Genomic DNA, 22,551 nt, shown 5'->3' on the forward strand with positions numbered 1-22,551 from the left:
GTATGGCCTAATTCCCCTAACTCCTTGAGCACTTCATCAAACCAATCGTCATAGTCTTGTGATTGGTCTAATGGATCGTGATTTGACATTGATTTTGGTTCGATCAACTGACTACAAGATACAAAATTCTGGACAAATTAATCGAACCGGTTAATCGAACCAGAAAAGAAAGACAAACGGAGGTTTGGGCGGTGCGCCGAATGGTCCAGACAACCGACCGTTTTAACGAACCAAACAAAGTCACCGTCTAGCTTAGGTAGCTAAGGCGTTACAATTAGATTATTATAGAAGCTTATGACCAGTCTGTCTACCTGGATCTGTACTTATCTTTCCTCTTCTCTATTTTGGATACCTATCGCGTTAGCGTACTCTTTAAGAAGGATTTTTCGCTGCCGTCATCTACATTTGAAAACCCTCTTACAATAATATAAACGGTCGTTAGGATAGTAACCAAAATAAAAGGTGTTGCCTGTCTTTGGGTTAATTCCGCCTGTATCTTCTCAATTGCTATAAAAGCGCTGACCAAAGCGAAAAGGCTTTCAGTAATCCCATACCAGTACTGCTGATTTTTTTAAATACAAATAGTAAATAGTCCCCAGAGTATATAAAAAATACGGCCACGAGTTTTCTGTCGAACGTGAATAGAAAAGAATATAAATCATGAAAAGAAAAGTCAGGTATTCATAAAGCACAACAGTAGTCCTGATTACAATAAAAGACAGTATTGAGTTAAAACCTGTCCGGACAAATAGATCCCAAAATAAAGCCCTTACAGGTGCGGGCTTAACCTCCGGTTTTTTTTCTCCTAATTCCATGAGAACAGACAGTCATCTTGGTTACTCCTTTACTGTCATCGTCTGCCGATCAACCATCACCTCCCGATCAAAATCACTCATCGCTTCCTCAGCGAGTATATACGTCGCAGGTCGTTTTGCCCATTGAAATAGCCTTTCGATGGCTTTATGGAAATAGCGTCAACTGGGCTCCTGCAGTAAAATCTAAACGGCCGTTAGCGGCATAAAGTAGCTGGCGCGCTGGTTGCGCACCGGCTGGCAACCTAACTGAGTGAGCTATTGTGACCACATCGGTTAGCGTCGGTAGTCGACCACAGGACCAGGTGCTCAAGTCCGTCCAAACGCCATCCCGGGTCGAACTCATACCGATTGCCGTGACAGTAACTGTAGAACTAACCTGGGAGATGGTATTCGTGGCCGTGAATGTTTTTACACCCGATGTAAGGATACTCGCCGATACACTTAACTTATTGGCATCGCTACGCAGAACAGTACCAACAGGAAACGACCAAGTGACATTGTCAGCATCGGCTATAGTGGCCACCAGGCTGACCACATCGCCAACACAAGCCCTTTTGGCCGAAGCTTTAAGCAGTAAAGTGGGTCTGCTCACATCTAGCTTACTCACAAAAACGTCCTGTTGCGTGCTTTGCGAAGTAAGGGTAATTGGATTCGGTCCTGAATCAAAATCAACTATCCCGGTAAACACACCAGTAATGTATACACCCTGTTTATTGGCTATTATTGCCATTCCCTCGTCGTAACCAGTACTCCCTAAACTTGTGGCCCAGACAAAATTACCTGACGCATCCAATTTACTGATATACCCGTCAAGCCCCCCCGCCGAAGTCAGGTTATATAGAGCAGGACCCGGATCAAAATCAGCGGTTTCTTGGAAGAATCCGGTTGAATAAACGTTCCCTGACGCATCGACGCTAATCGAGCTACCTAGACTCCCTAAATTACCCAACTGAGAAGCCATGTGTTTGGCCCAAAGAAAGTTACCAGCGGCATCCAACTTACTGATATAGCTACTAGCTCCCCGGATAGACGTAAAAGAATATGTCCCAGGCCCTGGGTCAAAATCAACGGTCTCGGTAAAATATCCTGTCGTAAAGACATTACCCGTCCCATCTACGGCAATGGAGCAGCCCGCATCATCGCCAGTTCCCCCAATCTGCTTCACCCAGAGGAAGTTCCCCGATCCATCCAGTTTACTGATGTAGCTATCCTTTGCACCGGATGCGGTGAGGGTCAAAGCCCCAAAATCAGGAAAATAAGCTGTCTCAGTAAATGAGCCGGTAATATACGCATTGCCCACCTGATCCAGCGCAATTGAGCAAGTCGCATTACTACCTGCTCCCTCTATACGTTTGGCCCAAAGAAAGTCACCCGATCCATCCAATTTACTGATGTAGCCGTTAGTGCCCCCCCTGGTGGTAAAGGCATTTATCCCAGGTCCGGGGTTAAAATCAGCGGTCTCGGTAAAATATCCTGTCGTATAAACATTGCCCATCCCATCTACTGCGATGGAATAGCCTTCATCATAGCCAGCACCCCCAATCTGCTTCGCCCATAGGAAGTTACCTGATGCATCCAGTTTACTGATATAGCTATCTTTTCCACCTGTTGCGGTGAGGGAGTAAGTTCCAGGTCCAGGATCAAAATCAACGGTCTCGGTAAAACTTCCTGTCGAGTAGACATTACCTGCCGCATCCACAGTTATACCGTAACTAATATCGCTCCCCGTACCACCTATGCGTTTGGCCCATAAGAAATTACCCGATGCGTCCACTTTGCTGATATAGCTATCTTTTCCACCAGCTGCGGTGAGGGAGTAAGTTCCAGGTCCAGGATCAAAATCAACGGTCTCGGTAAAACTTCCTGTCGAATAGACATTACCTGCATTGTCCACCATTAAGGATTGACTTCGACTACTACCTGAGCCGCCCATGCCTTTAGCCCACCTGTATTCCTGGGCAGTAGCACAATTAGACTGAAACAATACTAGGTATAAGATTAGGTATAAATAACACGATTGGAAATCCCGAAGGGACTGCAATAAAAAAGAATACATTGGTACGGTAATGAATAATCAAGTACAAACGGGCGGGCGATACAATGATGAAATAAACTGGGTATGCGTGACGTATTCGTTTATTTCATCACTGTTCACACAAATTAAGTACCTTAAAATGAATAGATTACCAAATACAAGTAAAATTTATATTAGATATAGGTAAACTTCAAATTCACGAAGGGGGTGGGCAGTATTTACTTAAAGATATGTAAGTACTTTTACTACAACACAGGTTTATCTGCTAGTCGTAGGCACTGCTCAAATATTCGGCCAGTCCGAATATGTAGTCTGGGACGAATAGTATACTTGACAAAAGAGGGAAGAAAGCGAAATGGATTAATCTGTATTCCTGGCTTTGTTAGGTCAAGCAAAATGAGGGTTAATAAGGGACGAATTGCTATTTCCTGGCTGCCGTATTGGTTATGGTAATTACATACCCGTTCCCGGATATAGTTTGCGAATACGTCATCGTACTACCATAAAAGGTACCATCTCCACTACAATCAACGTCAAGTTCGGCATCACTTACATTGGCTTTTGTTATAAACTTGGGAATAGTAAATGAATCGCCCGTCAGTGTAACCGGATAGTGATCATCGCCCGACTATCCGGCCAGCCCGAATGTGAAGTCTGGAAATGGATCTATGACCAGGTGCACGCTCTCTATGACAGTTACCTGCCAGGCCTGCCTCGAGGCCGCAACGAATCCCTCCTCAGAGTAGCTGAACGTCACGACCTACTGGATAAAATCTACCTGGTCGCCCAGGCTGAAAAGAGCAAGTGGCAGAAGAGTGAGGAGAGTGAGGTAGATTAAAACAAAAAGCCAGGATTACTGGGCTTTTTTGACATAGAACGAGATACTACCGTCTAGTCAATAACTTAACAGAAACGGCACTAAGCGTGTATAGTTATACGGCAGGTAAGCCTGCTAGTTCAAGTTTACTTAGTAATCGCTGGCTCTGCTGGGGCCAGCGATTCTTGTATAAGGAGCCCGCTCACCAACGACCTTATAGGTGATTAGTGGTTAGTATCCAAATCGCCCCAGCGGTAACAAGCATTAGGGTATAAAAAATATAATTTAAAATCGTCGACTGTTTTTTCTGGGAGTTCATGAATGGTCAGGTCGTAAGTAAGCGAATTACTACTTAGACAGAAATACCTAGTCTCAGTCACCTACCGTTTAGTAAATCTGGTTTTTTTCTGTCATGCAAACCAACAGTATAATCAATTAAAAAAGTAGCGAGTTTTTAGGATGGTATACTGCTGGTTGCAAGCGGTGTAGACAGCTTGCAGGTTAACTTTTATTATCCGTAATCGCTGGCTCCAGTAGAACCAGCGATTCTTTTTTTTCAGGAGCCGACTCCCCAACGACCTTATAAATAGCTCAACAGTGACTACTACATAAAGAGTATTACCCAATAAGGCGATTAGGAAATACAAAAGATAATTTAAGACGGCTAAAACTGTTTTCTGGGAGCTCATGAATGGTCAGGTCGTTAATCAACGTATTAATAAATAGACAGACATGCCTAGCCCGAGTCACCTACCGTTCAGTAAATCCTGTTTTTTGCAATCAGGTAAAGCAATGCTGGTGTGAAAGGCAAAACAAAAAAATAACCCGGCTCCTGCAAAGCCGAGATTCAAGCAAAAAACAAACAAATAGTAAAGCTATTAACCGACTTGGTAACATCGTATTTACTCAGCCTTCAATTGTTGAGTAAACGGTAGTTTGGCGACAGGCGTTTGGGGTCACTGGTATGATCTTTGCACGATTATATATAGTCTAACCATCATAAGATAATCTATATCAATGAAAGCAATACACCTTATCATCCCCCTGTTCGTACCGGTTGTGTCGGTAGCGCAGTCGAGTGCCAAGGCGTCTTTACCTCACTCGCTTTTGCTACTGGCTAAGATCGACTCAATTAAAACCGACTACGGCCCCTATTCTCCGCTTATCAGGAGTGAGAATGCCTCAATCGGTAATGGTATTAAGCTTAGTGCACGTCTTTATTACCAGCCTAGTGATTCAGCTAAAGTTATTCCATCAATTGACTCAGGTAAGGGAAATCCAGTTGATCTAGCATTGGTCAATCTAGTTCTACTAGAAAAAATAAATGTCTTGACCCAGCAACGCATAAAACTGGAAAAAGAAAATCAACTTCGAATGGGGGCCGTCCGTCAGCAACAGGATATAACGGTCAAGTTGCAAGAGGAGATTAAACAGCTTAAGCAAATGCTTCAGCAATAAGGGTGAGAGTCCCCACTGGGTTTATACGTTTTTAGGTACAATGAAAATGCCTGGCCTTACTGGATCAGGCATTTTTCGTGTCAAATAAAACGAATATCCATACCTTTATCATCGTTCACCTCAACACACATACGTTTATGCAGTATCAACTGGTTATTTCATCGATTCCCCAGGACCTTATTCGCAACATTAATGAGATGCTATCCCAAGGATGGGTCGTGCAGGGCGGAATTTCGACGGTTCAGGACATGAACGGGACTTTGGTGTACGCGCAGGCGATGGTAAAACCGCGTTAATTCGATTTAATTTAACGGTAGAAAACAAAAAAGCCCGATCAACGCTGACCGGGCTTCGTTATTGATCTTTAAAGATCACCTCTTTGGCCACTCTTCGTTCGCTGGCCTTCCCGTAGTAGCGAACGTGCCTAGTCGTGTTGTGGCCTAACATGGCGGCCACACTTTCCTCGGATATACCCAGTTCATTGAGCATCACATCGGTAAACGTCTTTCTGGCTACTTTCACCGATAAGTGTACCTCAATACCCGCCATATGCTGGATCTGCTTGAGCCAGTCGTTAAAGCCGGAATTACTGATTTTGGGCAGGTGCTCGACTCCCCCGTATTTCTCGATGATTGCCAGAGCTTTGGGACTTAAGGGCACAATTTGAACCGGCTCACTGACGAAAAACTCAGACTCGGCATATTTACCCCTGGGTTTAAACAGCCAGGGGCGGCCGTCGATGCCTTCCCGTACTTCGGATGGTTTGATCGTCTGGGCATCCTGATAGTGGAGGCCGGTATAAATAGAAAACAGAAACAGATCGACCATTCTCCGCATGGGGGCCGCCAGTCGTACGCGTCGAGCAGCTCTATTTCTTGTATCGACAAATGGGCGGTATTGATTTTTTCTTTTTTCTTCAACTTGAAAACAGCGAGTTTATCGACTTTCATGATTTTCCGGCGAACCGCGTCTTCCGTTATATTTTTTAAGACCTGGGTGTGGCGCACGATGTACTGATGATCCAGGCCTCGAGACTTCGCCCAGCGGACAAACTCGTCGGCTTTGCCCAGGTTGAACTTGTCGGCCGTTAATTTTTTGAGATTCGATTCCTCCAAGAACAGTCGGATATTATCGATCCGGGTCTGGTAATTGCGCCTGGTACCCTTATTCTTATACGTGGCGTAGACGTGCTGCTCAAAGAGATCCACCAGTTCCCAAAAGGTATAAATGACCTTTTTCTTTTTAGTGAAGATGTCGGCAAGCTCCTGAGCCGTCAGGTTCTCATCTTCCTGCTGGAGCTGGAGAAATAGCCTAGTTAGATCGGAGTGGATTTGGGCTAATCGCAGGTTGTTGTCGTGGACCTTGAGACTTTTTCCCTTAATGCGCTGGGCATCCGAATCCCATTGGTCGGGCATGAGGGAAATAAAGGTGGAGAAGTCGTTGGAGTTTTGGCCGTCTACTTTGATACGGCAGTAGATAGTAGCTTTGGCAGCTCCATCGCGTTTGTTTCGGCGCAGTTTGAAGAGGATGCGCATTTTTTACGGAACATTGCTCTTATGGGATTTGAGTTAAAACCTAATATGATCTGTTGTTCATCAATAAGGGATTGGTTTAACTCGTTTCCTTTTAAGAGGTTTTTAATCAGCCGTTTAGTAAATAAAAATCCGTGTTTTTCCGGTAAGGGGAAGGGGAAATTTCCCATATAAAAAAGGGTGTTTTTCCAGTATTTAAAGTTGAAAAAGGTGTACCCAGAAATTTCGAAGTGTACCCCATTTTTTGACCCATTGCATCCCTTTGTGGCTGAGGAGGATAGGGATTAAAAACACAAAACCCGCTGTCTGGGGCGGGTTTTTGTCTCAATTAACTACATTTCTGTGCACTCGTAGGGATTCGAACCCCAAACCTCCTGATCCGTAGTCAGGTGCTCTATCCAATTGAGCTACGAATGCATTGCACCATGGCATTCCCGTGAATTGGGAGTGCAAAAGTAGGTAGAAAAAATAGCTATGTCAATCTATTTGCCTGAAAAATTTGCTTTTCGCTTCATAAAAAAAGCACTAATTCCTTCTGCTGTATCCATTGACTTTCCTAGTAAATCCTGATTGTCAGCCTCTTGTTCGAGCTGATGATCGAGGTTTGAGTAGAGTGATTGATTCAGTACTTGTTTCATTGCACCAATTGCACGGGTAGGCGCCGATGCATAATAGGCAAGCACTTCATCTACCGTCTGATCCAAATCAATCGCAGGTACGGACCGACTCACTAATCCAATCTGAGCGGCTTCTGGCCCGTAAACCCGTCGACCTGTACTACACAAGTCAAAAGCGCGCTGTGGCCCAATAAGTCGCGGAAGAAAAAAGGTAGAACCAGCATCTGGCATCAGGCCAATATTCACAAAGATTTGGCTGAAATAGGCTTCGTCTGCACAGATTACTACATCGCACGCCAATGCCAACGAACAACCGGCACCAGCCGCTACGCCATTGATCCGGCCAACAATGGGCTTGGGAAGATGGCGAATCGTCCGAATCATCGGGTGATAGGTGTTCCGAAGTGAATCGCCTAAATTTAGGGAACCTCCCGACGAAGCTGCCTGAGAAAATCCTTCTTTTAGATCAGCACCGGATGAAAACGCTTTGTCGCCCGCACCAGTCAGGACCACTACTCGTACCCGTTCATCAGCACCAGCCGATTCAAGAGCTGTAGTAATATCACGAATCAGTCCTGCATTCAAGGCGTTATAAACCTGCGGACGATTTAACGTAATTCGACAAACCGCACCATTGATTTCGTAAAGAATAGTTTCGTACATAGCTGCAGCTGGAAAAGATAGAAAGCAAAAGACGAAATAATTAGTCAGATTGTGAAGAATGACTTGTCGCTTACAGTTGTCCGATAGAACAAACTAAATAAGCCAGAATACAGACAATCCACTCACAATCAGTCCCAACGCCAATCCAGCATTAATTTGAGCCAGCGAATGTGCGTTAAGTTTGAGCCTGGCGCTGGCTACAAAACCAGCCAGGAGAATAAGCAGAAGCAATGGGATAAATAATTCGTTTATGCTGAATTTGAGCATAATACCGCCAATTGTCCCTATAACACCGCTAATTCCGACGCTGTGAGCACTGATTTGCCACGATAAACTGATCAACCCTACCAGCAGAATCGAAATAGCGATACTCCCCAATAAGATACCGATCTCCGGCGCCACTGAAGAGACAACTTCCATACGGAACGCAAACAGGTAAGCCGTAAATACGTAAATAAAGCCGGTCAGAAAATACGGTAAACGACGGTCGTCCAGCGTGTTAAGCTGTAAACTTTTAACGTAGCCGCTCCGAAAAAGATAATAAATGAGTAAGGCTGGAACAGCAAACGTACCAACAAAAATCAGCACGAGGAGGCTAAGTCGCAGCGAATTGGAAAATGCATCCATACTCAGCACACTGGGCACCTTAAACAACAAGATGCCAAACAGGAGCGTCGGCATCAGCAACGGATGAAAAACGACCGAAAGGAAACGAGCGAAAAACGTATTCAATGATGAATGATAAATGATGAGTGATAATGCCAGAACGCAGTATTATAGGCTACAAAGTTAATCGTATTAACTAAAGCCTTGATAACTCATCACTCATCGCTTATCTCTCATCACTAGTTAAAGCTGTTTTCGCAATCGAGCAACGGGGATGTTCAGTTGTTCACGGTATTTGGCCACCGTACGACGGGCGATATTATAACCACGATCGTTCAGGATTTTTTCGAGCTTATCGTCAGATAAGGGGTGCAGTTTAGGCTCCGCGTCGATCAAATCTTTCAGAATATTTTTCACCTCGCGACTGCTGACATCCTCACCCGTTTCAGTCGATATTCCTTCGGAGAAGAAATATTTGAGCGGATAAATTCCGAATTCGGTTTGCACGGCTTTACTGTTGGCAACTCGAGATACCGTTGACACGTCCATGTCGATCAAGGTAGCGATGTCCTTCAGAATCATGGGCTTAAGCCGGGATTCGTCGCCTGTCAGGAAGAAGTCGTACTGAAACCGAACGATCGCATTCATCGTTTTGAGCAGGGTTTGCTGGCGTTGCTTAATGGCATCAATAAACCACTTGGCCGCATCCAGTTTCTGCTTGACAAACGTTACCGTTTCCTTGAGGGATTTATTCTGCTTTTTGCTCTTGTCATACGTGTCGAGCATATCGGCAAACGACCGGCTAATTCGAAGCTCAGGGGCATTTTTCGAATTGAGCGTCAGTTCAAGTTTGCCATTATTGTTGGTCAGAATAAAATCGGGAACGAGATATTGCGCCGTACCGGTTTCGCCTTCAACAGACCCCGGTTTTGGATTGAGTTTGATAATGATATCAATGACTTTTTTGAGCGAATCATCACTGATATTCAGTCGACGCTGAATTTTATCGTAGTGCTTTTTGGAGAATTCATCGAAGAAGCTTTCGATGATTTTAATCGCCAGTATGTTGTAGGGGTCCGATTGATCTTTTCGTTTCAGTTGCAAAATCAGACATTCCTGCAACGTTCTGGCTCCAATTCCCGGCGGATCGAACGACTGAATTTTCTGTAGTATATCTTCAACCTCCTCGGCGCTGGTGAATACATTCTGACCAAAAGCCAGGTCGTTGACAATGGCCTGCAACGAACGCCGAATGTATCCGTCGGCTTCAATACTTCCAATCAGTTGTTGCCCTACAATCCGTTCTTGTTCTGTAAGACTCAGATAACCAAACTGTTGAAGTAGTGAATCCGTCAAACTCGAACTAGTGGCCAGCGGCATGTCCCGGTCTTCTTCCGCGTAATTGCCATCGCCCTGCATTTTGTACCCGGCATAGTCTTCGTCCTTAATATAACTATCTATGTCCAGGTCGTCGTCCCGCTCTTTGTAATCATCAAGTTCGTCATACGGGTCATCATCGTCTTTCTGTTCGTACTCTTCATCCATACCTTCTTCCAGTGCTGGATTAATTTCCAGTTCTTCTTCAATCCGGGTGTCTAGCTCGGCGGTCGGAATCTGCAGAAGTTTAATAAATTGTATCTGCTGAGGAGATAGCTTTTGCTGAAGCGATTGGGACAGGCTTAACTTCTGCATGGTGGTGCTATGGGCTGTAGAGTTTATTCGTTAGTTGAGCGTTCGAGTTGTTAGCAAAACAGCCCCTTACAATTATCAGACCAAATTAATCAGTTTTTTGTTTTTAGCCCTATAAATTTTCTGAGAAGTTCTCATGTCGTACTTTCGCGGTCATGACGAACAAGCTATACGACACCTCGCTAAGCCTACTAACGGATTTATATCAGGTCACGATGGCCTATGGATACTGGAAATCGAAAACGGCTGAGAAAGAGGCTGTTTTCAATCTATATTTTCGAAAAAACCCGTTTGGTGGCGGATTTACAGTTGCTTGTGGACTCGCTAACGTAATCGGATATATCAAGAATTTCGGTTTCTCAAAAAAAGATTTACGCTATCTCCGATCGCTGACAGGGCATGACGGAAAGCTCCTGTTTGAGGAAGAATTCCTCGATTATCTTGCCAATTTGACCATTACCTGCAGCGTTTCGGCCATTCCAGAAGGAACAGCCGTTTTCCCGAATGAACCATTAATTCGAATACAGGGACCAATTCTGCAATGCCAATTGCTCGAAACACCACTGCTGAACCTCGTCAACTTCGAGTCGCTGATTGCTACGAAAGCCGCCCGATTGCGGCTGGTAGCGGAGAATGACAAATTATTAGAATTCGGTTTACGCAGGGCACAGGGCGTGGATGGAGGCATGACCGCCAGCCGGGCCGCGTATATCGGCGGATGCGATGCCACTTCAAATGTGCTGGCGGGTAAATTATATGATATTCCGGTTCGGGGAACGCACGCGCACAGTTGGGTGATGTCGTTTGATGACGAGCAGAATGCGTTTGATACGTATGCTGAAGTACTCCCGAATAATGTGACGCTGCTGGTCGATACGTACGATACGTTGCAGGGTGTTCGTCATGCCATCGAAACCGGACGGAAACTCGAACAACAGGGCTACAAGCTGTCAGCGATCCGGCTCGATTCGGGCGATTTGGCGTATTTAAGTATCGAAGCTCGCAAATTGCTGGATGCAGCTGGTTTTCAGGATACCGACATTGTGGCAAGCAACGATCTAGACGAAACCATTATCAGTAGCTTAAAGCAGCAAGGAGCTAAAATAAATATCTGGGGAGTCGGAACAAAGCTCGTAACGGCCTACGATCAGCCGGCCCTTGGGGGCGTTTATAAACTGGCCGCTCTGCGGGATAATGCGGCCAGTCCGTGGTCGTATAAAATGAAATTATCGGAACAGGCGATTAAGATTTCAACCCCAGGCATTCAACAGGTACGGCGGTTCCGCGATGAACGCGGTTTTCTGGCCGATATGATTTATGACCTGGAAGAAACGCCAGACTTATCGGGCACCCGAACCATGATTGACCCACTCGATTTTACAAAACGCAGACGTTTTGATTCGGATCAACCGTATGAAGATTTGTTAGTGCCAATTTTTGAGGACGGTCGTTATGTGTATAGCCTTCCCGATATTCATGCCGTACGATCTCGTGTACAGGAGCAACTGGCCGGTCTGCATCCAGGCGTAAAGCGGTTTGTAAACCCACACATTTATCCGGTTGGACTGGAAAAAGGCTTACACCAGCACAAAACAGCCTTGATTTTAAAATTGCGGGAGGGGTAATCTACCTGTCAGATTGGCGCGCCGGGGCCTTTACACTAACTTACTATTGACTACCGACTCTTTGTTATGTACGATTTGATTGTAATTGGGGCTGGCACTCTGGGAACATTTCATGCCTACCATGCCGCTAAAGCGGGAAAGCGGGTATTACTGCTCGAAAAAGACCGCTATCCAATTGGAGCGACTGTCCGAAATTTTGGACAGGTTGTCCCGTCAGGATTGGCCGGTAGATGGTTCGATTTTGGGCGCCGAAGTCTGGAAATTTATCAGTCTATTCAGCAGGAAACCGATTTGACCGTTCGCCGGAATGGCACGATTTATATTGCCTCGGATGCCGACGAATGGACATTAGCCAATGAATTACATGATCGGTATCAACAGATTGGCTACGAGAGCGAGCTACTGACCAAAGCACAATGCCTGGATAAATATCCATCGTTGCAACCGGACTATGTGGCAGGCGGTATCTTCTTTCCGCAGGAGGTAAGTGTAGAGCCAGAACAGATGATTCACCGATTACTGGCGTTTGTTCAGGAAAAACATAGCGTCGATTATCGGCCAGGTTCTGTAGTCGTTGATGCGCAGGCGAATGCCAATGGTGTTACGGTGACGCTAAGCAATCGGGAGCGATTCTGGGGTACTAAACTCCTGATGTGCAGCGGTCACGAAGTGCGGCTTTTATTCCCGGACATTTTAGCGAAAGCCGGTTTAGTAGTTAGTAAATTACAGATGCTACTGGCCGAGCCGGTAACCGGATTACAATTACCGGGCAATATCCTCACCGGATTAACCATTCGTCGGTACGAAGCTTTTCAGGAATGCCCCTCCTACGCAACTCTCAAAACGCCCGATCATCTGGCCGAACTGAAAAAGTGGGGCATTCACATCTTGTTCAAACAAGCCGTCGACGGTTCGATCATCGTAGGCGATTCGCACGAATACGCCGATGCAACCCAAGCTGAAGACTTAGGCTATCATACGCAGGATTTTATCAATGAGTTAATGCTGGCCGAAGCCCGACGCATTGTTACCTTTCCGTTAACCATCAAAAAAACGTGGGCTGGTTTCTACAGCCAGACACCCGCCGAAATTTTCGAATATGACGTCGATCCAGCAATCCGAATCATTACAGGAATCGGCGGAAAAGGCATGACATCCGGTGCAGGTTATGCCGAAGCCAACATTCGGACATGGCTAAATAGCTAATTGATTGGCAAATGCTGATTGCCTGCCATAAACCATATATTAACCCATTCCCAAGGTCTGTGTCCTCACAGACCTCTAACCGGATGGCAGCGCTGGCTGACGCACAGGTGTCTGTGGGGACACAGACACGGGGTCGACAGTTAATTGAGCCAAATCAATTAGCTATCTGCTGATAGATCTATCTGTACCTCCAGTACTTAATTCACGCCAATAAACCCAACCAAATCATGTTAAACTTCCATTAACAATTCTCAATCTCTGTTTATAAACCATTGACAATCAGAATATATTGAGGTAATACTGAAAAAGTACTTTTGCAGGAAACTACTTAAGTAGATCAACCTGTAAATCTATGACGCTTCATTTACCTTCCTCATTTTCTAAGCAACAATCACTCAGGACTTTCGCCTTTTGCGCGCGCTTCCAGCCGGTTGCCGTCCTGATTGCGTTGCTTTATCTGCTGCCGACCCTTTCGGCAATGGCCCAAACCATCACGGGTTTGGTTACGTCGAGTGATGATAATCAACCGCTTCCGGGCGTATCGATCCTAGTAAAAGGAACGACATCCGGTACGACCACCCGCGCCGATGGAACCTATACCATCAATGTTAATAATCCAGCGAATGCGACGTTAACGTTTTCATTTATTGGCTATCAGAGTCAGGAAATCGCGATTGGGAATCGCACGACCATCGATGTAAAGCTGGCCGAAGGGGCATCGACCTTAAGCGAGGTCGTTGTTACGGCGCTAGGTATTAAGAAAGACATTCGCCAGACGGGGGTTGCCATTCAATCGGTCGATGGGTCGCAATTGCTGAAAGCCCGCGAACCGAACCCAATCAACTCGCTGACGGGAAAAGTAGCGGGTCTGACGATTGGTGCATCCTCCGAGTTATTGGGTCGACCTAATATTTCACTGCGGGGAAATTCGGACGTTCTGTTTGTTGTCGACGGTATTCCGATTACGTCGGATACGTGGAACATCAGTTCTGACGACATCGAGACCTACACCGTATTAAAAGGTGCATCGGCTTCTGCGCTGTATGGATTCCGGGGTAAAAACGGAGCGATTCTGATCACTACGAAACGCGGTACGAAAGACAAGCGCGGTTTTTCAGTCGAAGTCAACACGAGTCAGATGTTCGATCAGGGCTTTCTGGCGATTCCGAAAGTACAGGATGAATACGGCCCCGGCGACCACGGCGTTTACGCGTTTGGCGATGGAAAAGGAAATGGCCTGAACGACGGCGATTACGACATCTGGGGACCAGCTTTAAACGGTCAGCTTATTCCGCAATACGACAGTCCAGTAATGCCTGGCCAGACGTTTACCACCAAATTCCCGAACGGTGCTACGTTCACCAGCGACCGTCAGCCGACGCCGTTTACCCCTCGCGGAAAAGATAACCTTCGCCGATTTATTCAAACGGGTATTCTCTCGAATAACAACGTAGCAGTGGCGGCAACGGGCGAGAAATACGATATGCGTTTTTCGCTTTCCTACAACAACCAACGCGGTTTGGTGCCGAATACCAAACTAAATGTGGTAAACTTCAACATTACGGGTGGCTATAATTTCTCGCCAAAACTGCGCTTTGAATCGAGCCTGAATTTCAACCGGCAGTTTACACCGAATTTCCCTGACGTAAACTACGGCCCTAACTCGCTGATTTATAATATTATTGCCTGGGGCGGTGCCGACTGGAATATCGACGATATGAAGCAAATCTGGCAGCCTGGCAAAGAAGGTACGCAGCAGATTTATGCTGAATACCAACGGTACAACAACCCCTGGTTTTTGGCTAAATACTGGTTACGAGGCCATTACAACAACAACGTGTACGGCTATACATCGTTACGCTATCAATTGGCAGATGGTTTACAATTAACCGGCAAAACCCAGTTGACAACATACGGTTTACTACGGACGGAAAAACTCCCCTACTCGGCAACAACCTATGGTCGGGAGGAAGCGCGGGGTGATTACCGCGAGGATCGCCGGAATCTGTTCGACAACATCAATCAGGTTCTGCTCCAGTACAACAAAAAAGTGACACCTGATTTGGGAATCAATGCGTTGGTCGGTGGTGAAGCCCGTATTTTCAATTACAATTCCGACTTCGCCAGCACCAATTACCTGAACGTGCCGGGCGTGTACAATTTTGCCAACTCCTCAAACACGGTTATAGCCAATAATTTCCAGGCTGATATGCGGGTGCTATCCGCTTATTACTCAGCGGATTTCACGTTCCGGGATTATCTAACCCTGACCACTACTGGCCGAATGGATAAACTCTCTACGCTGCCCAAAGGGAACAATGCGTATTTCTATCCGTCGGTAGCCCTGAGCACGGTTTTGTCGGATTACATCAATCTGCCAACCAATCTGGGTATTTCGTTCCTGAAACTACGGGCTTCCTACGCGAACGTAAAAGATGGCCTGACACAATCGACGATTGGTATGACACCGGGCGCAACGTTCCCGCTGGGATATGGGGTTGATTATAACTCATCCTACGGCGGGCCGACCTATCAGAACTCAGCGGTGTATAACCTTCCGTTGCTGTACAACAACAAGCCGGCGGCCTATTATACCAACACGCTCAACAATCCGAATCTGAAACCAAACTCGACCTCGCAGACCGAAGTAGGGCTTGATATTCGCTTCCTGAATAACCGGATCGCGTTGGATGGTGCGTACTACGTGAGCAATGATGGCCCTCGTATTTTCACCCTGCCTTCTTCCGAAGCCACTGGCTACACAGGTCGATTGGTAAACGGGATTATGACCCAGAAAAAAGGGGGAGAAATCTCGCTAACGGGTCAGGCGATTCGGACTAAAAAAGGCCTTAACTGGGATATCGTAGCGAACTACTCGACATTTACGGAGCGGCTGAAAGAGGTGTATCCGGAAGGAGGCATTAATACGCTGGCATCGAGTTATTTCGTGGGTAGCAGTAGCAGTTCACGCTTTATTAACATCGGCGACCGGACCGACGGATTTTACTCGGGCGCCTTTATTCGTACGCCCGATGGTCAACTCATCAACGATGCCGGTGGACGTCCAATCGTGAATCCAGTATCGCAGTTTCTGGGCTACGTAAACCCAAAATTCGTCTGGGGAATTAACAACCGATTCAGCTACAAGAATATCAATTTCAGCTTCCAGTTCGATGGCAGAGTGGGTGGTGTTATTGGCGATTACGTTCGTCAGAAAACGTTCCAGGGCGGACGTAACATCGAAACCGTTCAGGGCGCTTTTGGCGAAGCGCGTAAAAACGATGTGCAGAATATTAAATCCTACGTTGGCGACGGGGTTGTCCTAACCAGTGGAACCATCAACTACGACGTAAACGGAAATATCCTGAATTACGGCGAATTGAAATACGCGCCAAACACGACGAAAACGTTTGAGCAGGATTACATTGCCCGTGTCTACGGCCAGACGGAAGCGTTTCTGATGAGCCGCAGTTACGCCAAACTGCGCGAGGTCATCATTGGCTATACATTCCCACAGACCGCCTTGCGACGATTGGGTGTGAAGCAAGCCAGCGTATCGCTCGTGGGTCGTAACCTGCTGTATTTCGCCAAATACAAAGACATCGATCTCGATCAATACCTGACCGGTGGGATTTCTGGTCTGCAAACCCCAACTACCCGACGCTACGGTATCAACCTCAATCTGGTATTTTAAAAAACGATCTTCGCTATAATTATCATGAAAGTCATCAACTATATAGCACTTTCTTTTCTTGGCCTAAGTCTGACACTGAGCGGATGCGAGAAACCGTTCGATCAGCTTGAGCAAGATCCTAACCGCCCAACCAGCGCCCCTGCTTCGCTGGTTTTCAATGGCGTCGTAAACGATATGTACAATATTGCTGGCGGTGGAGCCTGGAATGATTCCCAGCGGTACAACCAGTTCTATGCCAGTAACTACAACTACTACGCAACCAACGAATACACCTGGACCTCAACCGGGTTGTATTACACGACGTTGAAGAATGTCGTTAAAATGGAGCAGGAAGCTAAAAAAGCAGGTTTGCCCGACGTGAACGCGTATTCGGCATTGGGTAAATTCTTCCGGGCGTATTACTTCGAACAGATGACCAAACGGTTGGGCGATGTTCCGATGACCGATGCTTTGCTGGGACTGGATAATCAGACACCAAAATACAATACCCAAAAGGATGTGTACGTACAGATTCTGAAATGGCTCGACGACGCTAATACAGACCTAACTGCGCTGATCGCCAAGAATGACAATAATCTTTCGGGCGACATTTACCTGGGCAATAGTCTCGCCAAATGGCAGAAAGTGGTCAATACGTATAAACTTCGTGTACTGGTAAGTTTATCTAAAAAAGAGTCGGATGCCGATCTGAATGTGAAAGCGCGTTTTGCGGATGTACTCAACAACCCAACCAAGTATCCGGTCATGGCGTCGATGGACGACAATTTGCAATACATCTATAATAGCCAGTACAATAAGTACAACCGGAATCCTGACAACTTCGGGCAAAATGCCACACGCGAGAACATGGCGGCTACCTATCTGGGCCTACTTACATCGTTGAAAGATCCCCGGACGTTTGTGGTGGCTGAACCTGCTACGGCCAAAGTGAACGCTGGCGTTAAACCCACGGATTTTGCCGCCTTTGTCGGTGCTTCGTCGGGCGAAGACTTGGCGATTATGTCATCAAATGCGAATCAGGGGCTTTATTCATTTCAGAATCGAAAACGCTATTACAGCACGTACACGGCAGAGCCTTACATCATTATTGGCTATCCCGAATTGCAGTTTACGATTGCCGAAGGCATTAATCGCGGGTGGAGCACCGGCAATGCAGAGACCTACTACCAAAACGGCATTAAAGCATCGTGGGCTTTTTATGGTTTGACAGATGGCACCAATACGGTCTATTTCTCAGCCGATGGTGGGTATAAAGTTTTTAATACGTACACCGTAAACGTGAACTACGCTGACTATTACGCTCAGACAGCCGTAAAATATGCGGGTAATAACGCAACTGGTCTGGCGCAGATTCTGAATCAGAAATACCTGGCGTTTTTCCAGCAATCGGGTCTGGAAGCATTCTACAATCAGCGCCGGACTGGCGTACCTACCTTTCAGGTTGGACCTGGTACGGGGAACAGTCAGCGCATCCCCTTACGCTGGCAATATCCAGCTACGGAACGTTCGTACAATCAAGCGAATAACAGTGCAGCCGTAACGAGCCAGTTTGGTGGGAACGACGACATTAATGCCGCGATGTGGATATTGAAATAATTGTCTAGATTTATCCCAGACCTATAAGGTTTTTGAAACCTTATAGGTCTTTTTTCGAGCATTTGCCTATGCGATTAGTTTGTTTGCTTTTTTGTCTTTTGATAAGCTATTCAGCACTTGCCCAGCCAGCACAGAACCTGATTCTGGTCACGCTTGATGGCGTACGCTGGCAGGAAATCTTCAACGGTGCCGACTCTACCCTCCTATTCGATCCGGCATTTAGCCGCGATACAGCCAGCGCCAGAAAACAGTTTTGGGCGACCACAGTTGCCGAACGCCGGAAACGACTAACGCCGTTTCTGTGGAATACCATTGTGCAACAAGGACAATTATACGGCAATCGCCAAGTAGGCAGTAAGATCAATGTGTCGAATCCGCACTGGTTCAGCTATCCGGGTTATAACGAAATTCTGAGTGGCTATGCCGACGAACGGATCAAGTCGAACGATAAGATTGATAATCCGAACGTTACGGTGTTTGAATTTCTGAATCAACAGCCGGGCCTGAAGGGAAAAGTGGCCGCATTTTCATCCTGGGATGTGATCGAAGCCGCTGTCAACGAGAAGAAAACGGGCATTTACGCGAGTTCGGCCAACGAACCAACGCAACCACACACGGCCACTGATTCGCTACTAACGGACTTGACAACATTGTATCCAAGAGAATTTGGCGACGGTGTTCGGGCTGATTTTCTGACATATTTTTCAGCCCGTCAATACGTCAAACAAAAGCAGCCGCGTGTGCTGTTTCTGTCGTTCGATGAAACCGACGATCTGGCGCATGCCGGACGATACCATGATCACCTGCGTATGGTGCAGTCCATTGATAGCTATCTGGCTGATTTGTGGAAACTGATTCAGCAAATGCCGCAATACACTGGCAAAACGGCGATTCTTATCACAACCGACCACGGCCGAGGGCATACACCAAAAGCGCGTTGGAAAGATCACGGCACTAAAGTCGCTGACTCGTATCAAATCTGGATGGCGACTATGGGACCAGGCATTGCGGCATCAGGCGAGCAAAAGGAAGGGCCTGTCTTGTTCCAAAATCAGTTTGCCGCTACCATGGCCCGACTAATGGGATTCGAGTTTAAAGCTGATCATCCCGTTGGGCAACCGATTGATACAGTAATCGGTAAAAAACCATAATCATAATTGGGCGTTCCTACGGATTACCGTATTTTTCCTACAAAAACCGAATCCCCTCCCCTATTAACCTGACTCTACGCAATGAATCGTCGAACCATACTGAAAGCGGCTGGCTTGCTGCCTTTTGTCCCAGAACTGAGCCCTGTTTCTTCGCCCGAAAAAAATGCTCGTAAACGTAGCGTTCGTTTCGCTTACCTGGGCGATACGCACCTTACGCCCGAAGCGAAACCGATGGAAAGCGTAGCCAAATGCTTTCATCACGCGCAGAATCAGTCCGACAAACCCGCGTTTATTCTCCACGGGGGCGATGTGATTATGGATGCCTTGAAAGCAGATCGGGCAGAGGTTCAAAAACAATGGGATGCCTGGCATACGGTTACCAAGGCTAATAACTCGCTGCCAATTGAATACTGCATCGGGAATCATGATGTCTGGGGTTATGACCAGGCAAAAAGCGATCCGATGTATGGCAAAAAATGGGCGGTCGATCTGATGAAAATCGGCAATCGCTATCGAAGCTTTGACCGAAACGGCTGGCATTTTATCATTCTGGATAGCGTGCAGATGACCCCGGAATCCAACTGGTACACAGGGTTCATCGACCAAGAACAACTCGATTGGCTGAAAGGTGACCTAGCGAAAACCAACCCAAAAACACCCATATTGATTCTATCGCATATCCCGATTTTTAGTCCAACCGGATTTTTCAGTGAGCAAAATGTAAAGAACGGCAACTGGACAATTTCGGGAGGACTGGTGCTATCGAATACACCTGAATTGCTGAAATTATTCTACCAATATCCGAATGTAAAAGCGGCCCTAAGCGGCCACATGCACCTACTCGACCGGGTCGATTACAATGGCGTGACGTACCTCTGCAATGGCGCTGTAAGTGGTAACTGGTGGAAAAGTGATACGTATCAGCAAACCAAAGCCGGCTACGCCCTCATCGATCTATACGACGACGGTACACTCGAACGAACTTATTTACAGTATTCATAATTCATGGAAACCATTGTTCGTCTCTTCGCCCAAAGTGGGCAGGACGCTTATTTCGGGGAACCCGTCACCCAACTCGAACACGCCTTGCAATGCGCCTATCTGGCCGAACAAGCCGAGGCCGACGAAGAAACCATAGCTGCTGCTTTCCTGCACGACATTGGACACCTACTACCGCCCGAACTGGCAGGCGGCTACATGGATGGCTACGGCACCATCGATCATGAGCGACTCGGCGCGGATTATCTGCGCGAAATGGGTTTCTCTGAAAAGACAGCTCAATTAATTGAAAACCACGTCAATGCGAAACGCTACCTGGTTTTCAAGAATCCGAGATACTTTGCTCAATTATCGGAAGCCAGCCTGAAAACGCTGGAATTTCAGGGCGGCCCAATGAAAGCCAGCGAAGCTGTAGCCTTTGAAACCAACCCCTATTTCAAAGGCATTTTGCTGCTCCGTACCTGGGACGAACAGGCCAAAATTCCAGCCCTACCCACACCCGATGTGGAGCATTATATGGCGATCTGTCGGCGATGCGCGGGGTATTAGTCGAGAAAGGCCGGTTGGCGTATTGGTCATTATTTGCTATTTTGTCAGGCTTCTGTCAATGATCCGCTTCGGCAGCCTATTCAACAAACTATGCGTTCACCCGCTTTTCTCCGTAACCCTACCCTTTTTGTTATTTATGGTGCCGTCGTTGCGTTTTGCACCTATGCCTGCATGTACGCCTTTCGCCGGGGTATCACGGCGGTAACCTTTGAGGGCATGTATTTTGCCGGTATTAGCTATAAAATCTGGCTCGTCACGGCGCAGGTGTTTGGTTATGCCGTTTCCAAAGGCATTGGCGTAAAGGTCGTTTCCGAAATGTCGCCGGGCAAACGGGCGCGCAATATTCTCATCTTTGTCGCCATCGCGTTGACGGCTTTGCTCGCGTTTGCGGTCGTACCGGCTCCCTGGAATATTGTCTTTTTATTCCTGAATGGCCTACCCCTCGGTCTGATTTACGGGACTATGTTAGGTTTCCTGGAAGGTCGTAAACAAACCGATGCACTGGTCGCAGGCTTAACCGCTTCCTTTATTTTCGCGTCGGGTTTCGTCAAAACCGTTGCATTGACGATCAAAAGTGCGTGGGACATTTCTGAGTTCTGGCTACCGTTCGTAACGGGCAGTTTGTTCGTGCTCCCCATGCTTTTATCTATTTACGGCCTGACCTTGCTCCCCCCTCCTACCGAGGAAGATCGCGATCTTCGTACAGCCCGCAAACCAATGGATGCCGACGAACGTAGAGCCTTCGTTCAAAACTTCCGTCCGGGCCTGATTTTGTTGATTTTATCCTACGTCCTCCTCTCTGCCTTCCGGGATTTCCGCGACAATTTCGGTCCCGAAATTTTGAAAGACGCGGGTGTTGAGAATCCCGGCATTTTCGCCAAAACCGAAACGATGGTTGCTGTCGGCATCCTGATCGTCATGGCGTTATTGCAGCGCGTAACCGACAATTTCCGAGCCTTTACCTTTCTCAACATACTCATGTTATTGGGTGGCACATTGGTAGGCGTTAGCACATACACGTATACAATCGGTGCTCTTTCCGCTGGTAACTGGTTTTTGCTGACAGGCCTAGGCTTATACATGGCCTACGTACCCTGCAATGGCCTTTATTTTGAGCGCTTAATTGCCTCGTTTCGATACGTCAGTACTGTAGGCTTCATTGTAACGTTAGCGGATTGGTATGGATATCTTGGAAGCGTAGCGGTTCTGTTATATAAAAACTTCGGCTATGGAAACATTAGCTACCGGGAGTTTTTCATCTACGGTGCCTACACGTTAGCCATTCTCTACGCTGTACTCGTTGCGGCTTCCTACTTGTATTTCAAGGGACGATTTACTGCCAAGTCGCCAACTCCGCAATCGGTCTTCTGAGACAATTCGCTCAGGCGATGGCCAATCTAAGAGAATAAGCGGTTTCTTTATTTTTAGTCATCCTGGCTAAACGTTCTAAATAAGGATTGGCACTTTTCAAGATACATTTTAGCGAAATCTCCCCGTGT

Annotated in this window: 16 protein-coding genes and 1 tRNA gene; 10 read left to right on the forward strand and 7 right to left on the reverse strand. The window is 46.8% G+C overall.

From position 1 onward, the window contains the following. Positions 1 to 960 precede the first annotated feature (960 nt). Positions 961 to 2,799 (reverse strand): SBBP repeat-containing protein, encoded by a 1,839-nt coding sequence (locus tag ACYVE4_RS01805; RefSeq protein ID WP_460995146.1) that lies wholly within the window; start codon positions 2,797 to 2,799, stop codon positions 961 to 963. A 1,885-nt stretch (positions 2,800 to 4,684) separates the two neighbouring features. Between ACYVE4_RS01805 and ACYVE4_RS01810 the strand changes: the two genes are divergently transcribed. Both ACYVE4_RS01810 and ACYVE4_RS01815 read left to right on the forward strand, forming a co-directional pair. Continuing rightward, complete coding sequence (locus tag ACYVE4_RS01810; protein WP_460995148.1) at positions 4,685 to 5,125, forward strand: hypothetical protein; 441 nt, start codon at positions 4,685 to 4,687, stop codon at positions 5,123 to 5,125. A 77-nt stretch (positions 5,126 to 5,202) separates the two neighbouring features. Next, on the forward strand, positions 5,203 to 5,421 hold the full coding sequence (locus ACYVE4_RS01815) for a DUF1737 domain-containing protein (protein WP_460995150.1): 219 nt from the start codon (positions 5,203 to 5,205) through the stop codon (positions 5,419 to 5,421). Between the two features lie 58 nt (positions 5,422 to 5,479). On the opposite strand, the gene ACYVE4_RS01820 is transcribed toward ACYVE4_RS01815, so the two are convergent. The 6 genes from ACYVE4_RS01820 to rpoN all read right to left on the reverse strand — a co-directional run bounded on the left by ACYVE4_RS01820 (position 5,480) and on the right by rpoN (position 10,235). After that, positions 5,480 to 5,785, reverse strand: a complete 306-nt coding sequence (locus ACYVE4_RS01820; protein ID WP_460995152.1) for a tyrosine-type recombinase/integrase — start codon at positions 5,783 to 5,785, stop codon at positions 5,480 to 5,482. Then, positions 5,776 to 6,660, reverse strand: coding sequence for a phage integrase SAM-like domain-containing protein (locus ACYVE4_RS01825; RefSeq protein WP_460995154.1), 885 nt, complete (start codon positions 6,658 to 6,660; stop codon positions 5,776 to 5,778). The genes ACYVE4_RS01820 and ACYVE4_RS01825 overlap by 10 nt, the downstream gene beginning before the upstream one ends. 340 nt (positions 6,661 to 7,000) lie before the next feature. After that, positions 7,001 to 7,074: transfer RNA gene (locus ACYVE4_RS01830), tRNA-Arg, on the reverse strand. 65 nt (positions 7,075 to 7,139) lie between these two features. Further along, positions 7,140 to 7,937: an enoyl-CoA hydratase/isomerase family protein gene (locus ACYVE4_RS01835; protein ID WP_460995156.1), complete on the reverse strand. Its 798-nt coding sequence runs from the start codon at positions 7,935 to 7,937 to the stop codon at positions 7,140 to 7,142. Positions 7,938 to 8,030: 93 nt separating this feature from the next. Then, positions 8,031 to 8,618, reverse strand: coding sequence for a hypothetical protein (locus tag ACYVE4_RS01840; RefSeq protein ID WP_460995297.1), 588 nt, complete (start codon positions 8,616 to 8,618; stop codon positions 8,031 to 8,033). A 168-nt stretch (positions 8,619 to 8,786) separates the two neighbouring features. Then, complete coding sequence (gene rpoN, locus ACYVE4_RS01845; RefSeq protein WP_460995158.1) at positions 8,787 to 10,235, reverse strand: RNA polymerase factor sigma-54; 1,449 nt, start codon at positions 10,233 to 10,235, stop codon at positions 8,787 to 8,789. A 152-nt stretch (positions 10,236 to 10,387) separates the two neighbouring features. Here rpoN and ACYVE4_RS01850 point away from each other — a divergent pair, with 152 nt between their 5' ends. The 8 genes from ACYVE4_RS01850 (at position 10,388) to ACYVE4_RS01885 (ending at position 22,423) form a co-directional block, all read left to right on the forward strand. Next, a complete protein-coding gene (locus tag ACYVE4_RS01850) occupies positions 10,388 to 11,857 on the forward strand; it encodes a nicotinate phosphoribosyltransferase (RefSeq protein WP_460995160.1) in 1,470 nt (489 codons plus the stop codon). 66 nt (positions 11,858 to 11,923) lie between these two features. Then, a complete protein-coding gene (locus ACYVE4_RS01855) occupies positions 11,924 to 13,063 on the forward strand; it encodes a TIGR03364 family FAD-dependent oxidoreductase (protein WP_460995162.1) in 1,140 nt (379 codons plus the stop codon). A 478-nt stretch (positions 13,064 to 13,541) separates the two neighbouring features. Continuing rightward, complete coding sequence (locus ACYVE4_RS01860; protein WP_460995298.1) at positions 13,542 to 16,757, forward strand: SusC/RagA family TonB-linked outer membrane protein; 3,216 nt, start codon at positions 13,542 to 13,544, stop codon at positions 16,755 to 16,757. Between the two features lie 24 nt (positions 16,758 to 16,781). Next, positions 16,782 to 18,353: a SusD/RagB family nutrient-binding outer membrane lipoprotein gene (locus tag ACYVE4_RS01865; RefSeq protein ID WP_460995164.1), complete on the forward strand. Its 1,572-nt coding sequence runs from the start codon at positions 16,782 to 16,784 to the stop codon at positions 18,351 to 18,353. A gap of 68 nt (positions 18,354 to 18,421) precedes the next feature. Further along, positions 18,422 to 19,504, forward strand: coding sequence for an alkaline phosphatase family protein (locus ACYVE4_RS01870; protein ID WP_460995166.1), 1,083 nt, complete (start codon positions 18,422 to 18,424; stop codon positions 19,502 to 19,504). An 81-nt stretch (positions 19,505 to 19,585) separates the two neighbouring features. Next, positions 19,586 to 20,506 carry a metallophosphoesterase family protein gene (locus tag ACYVE4_RS01875; RefSeq protein ID WP_460995168.1) on the forward strand — a complete coding sequence of 307 codons (921 nt, stop codon included), beginning with the start codon at positions 19,586 to 19,588 and terminating at the stop codon, positions 20,504 to 20,506. A 3-nt stretch (positions 20,507 to 20,509) separates the two neighbouring features. After that, the gene (locus ACYVE4_RS01880; protein WP_460995170.1) at positions 20,510 to 21,052 is read left to right on the forward strand and encodes an HD domain-containing protein; all 543 of its coding nucleotides are present in this window, start codon (positions 20,510 to 20,512) and stop codon (positions 21,050 to 21,052) included. Between the two features lie 90 nt (positions 21,053 to 21,142). Continuing rightward, on the forward strand, positions 21,143 to 22,423 hold the full coding sequence (locus ACYVE4_RS01885; RefSeq protein ID WP_460995172.1) for a DUF5690 family protein: 1,281 nt from the start codon (positions 21,143 to 21,145) through the stop codon (positions 22,421 to 22,423). The last annotated feature ends 128 nt before the right edge of the window (positions 22,424 to 22,551 follow it).

Source organism: Spirosoma harenae, assembly GCF_054776975.1.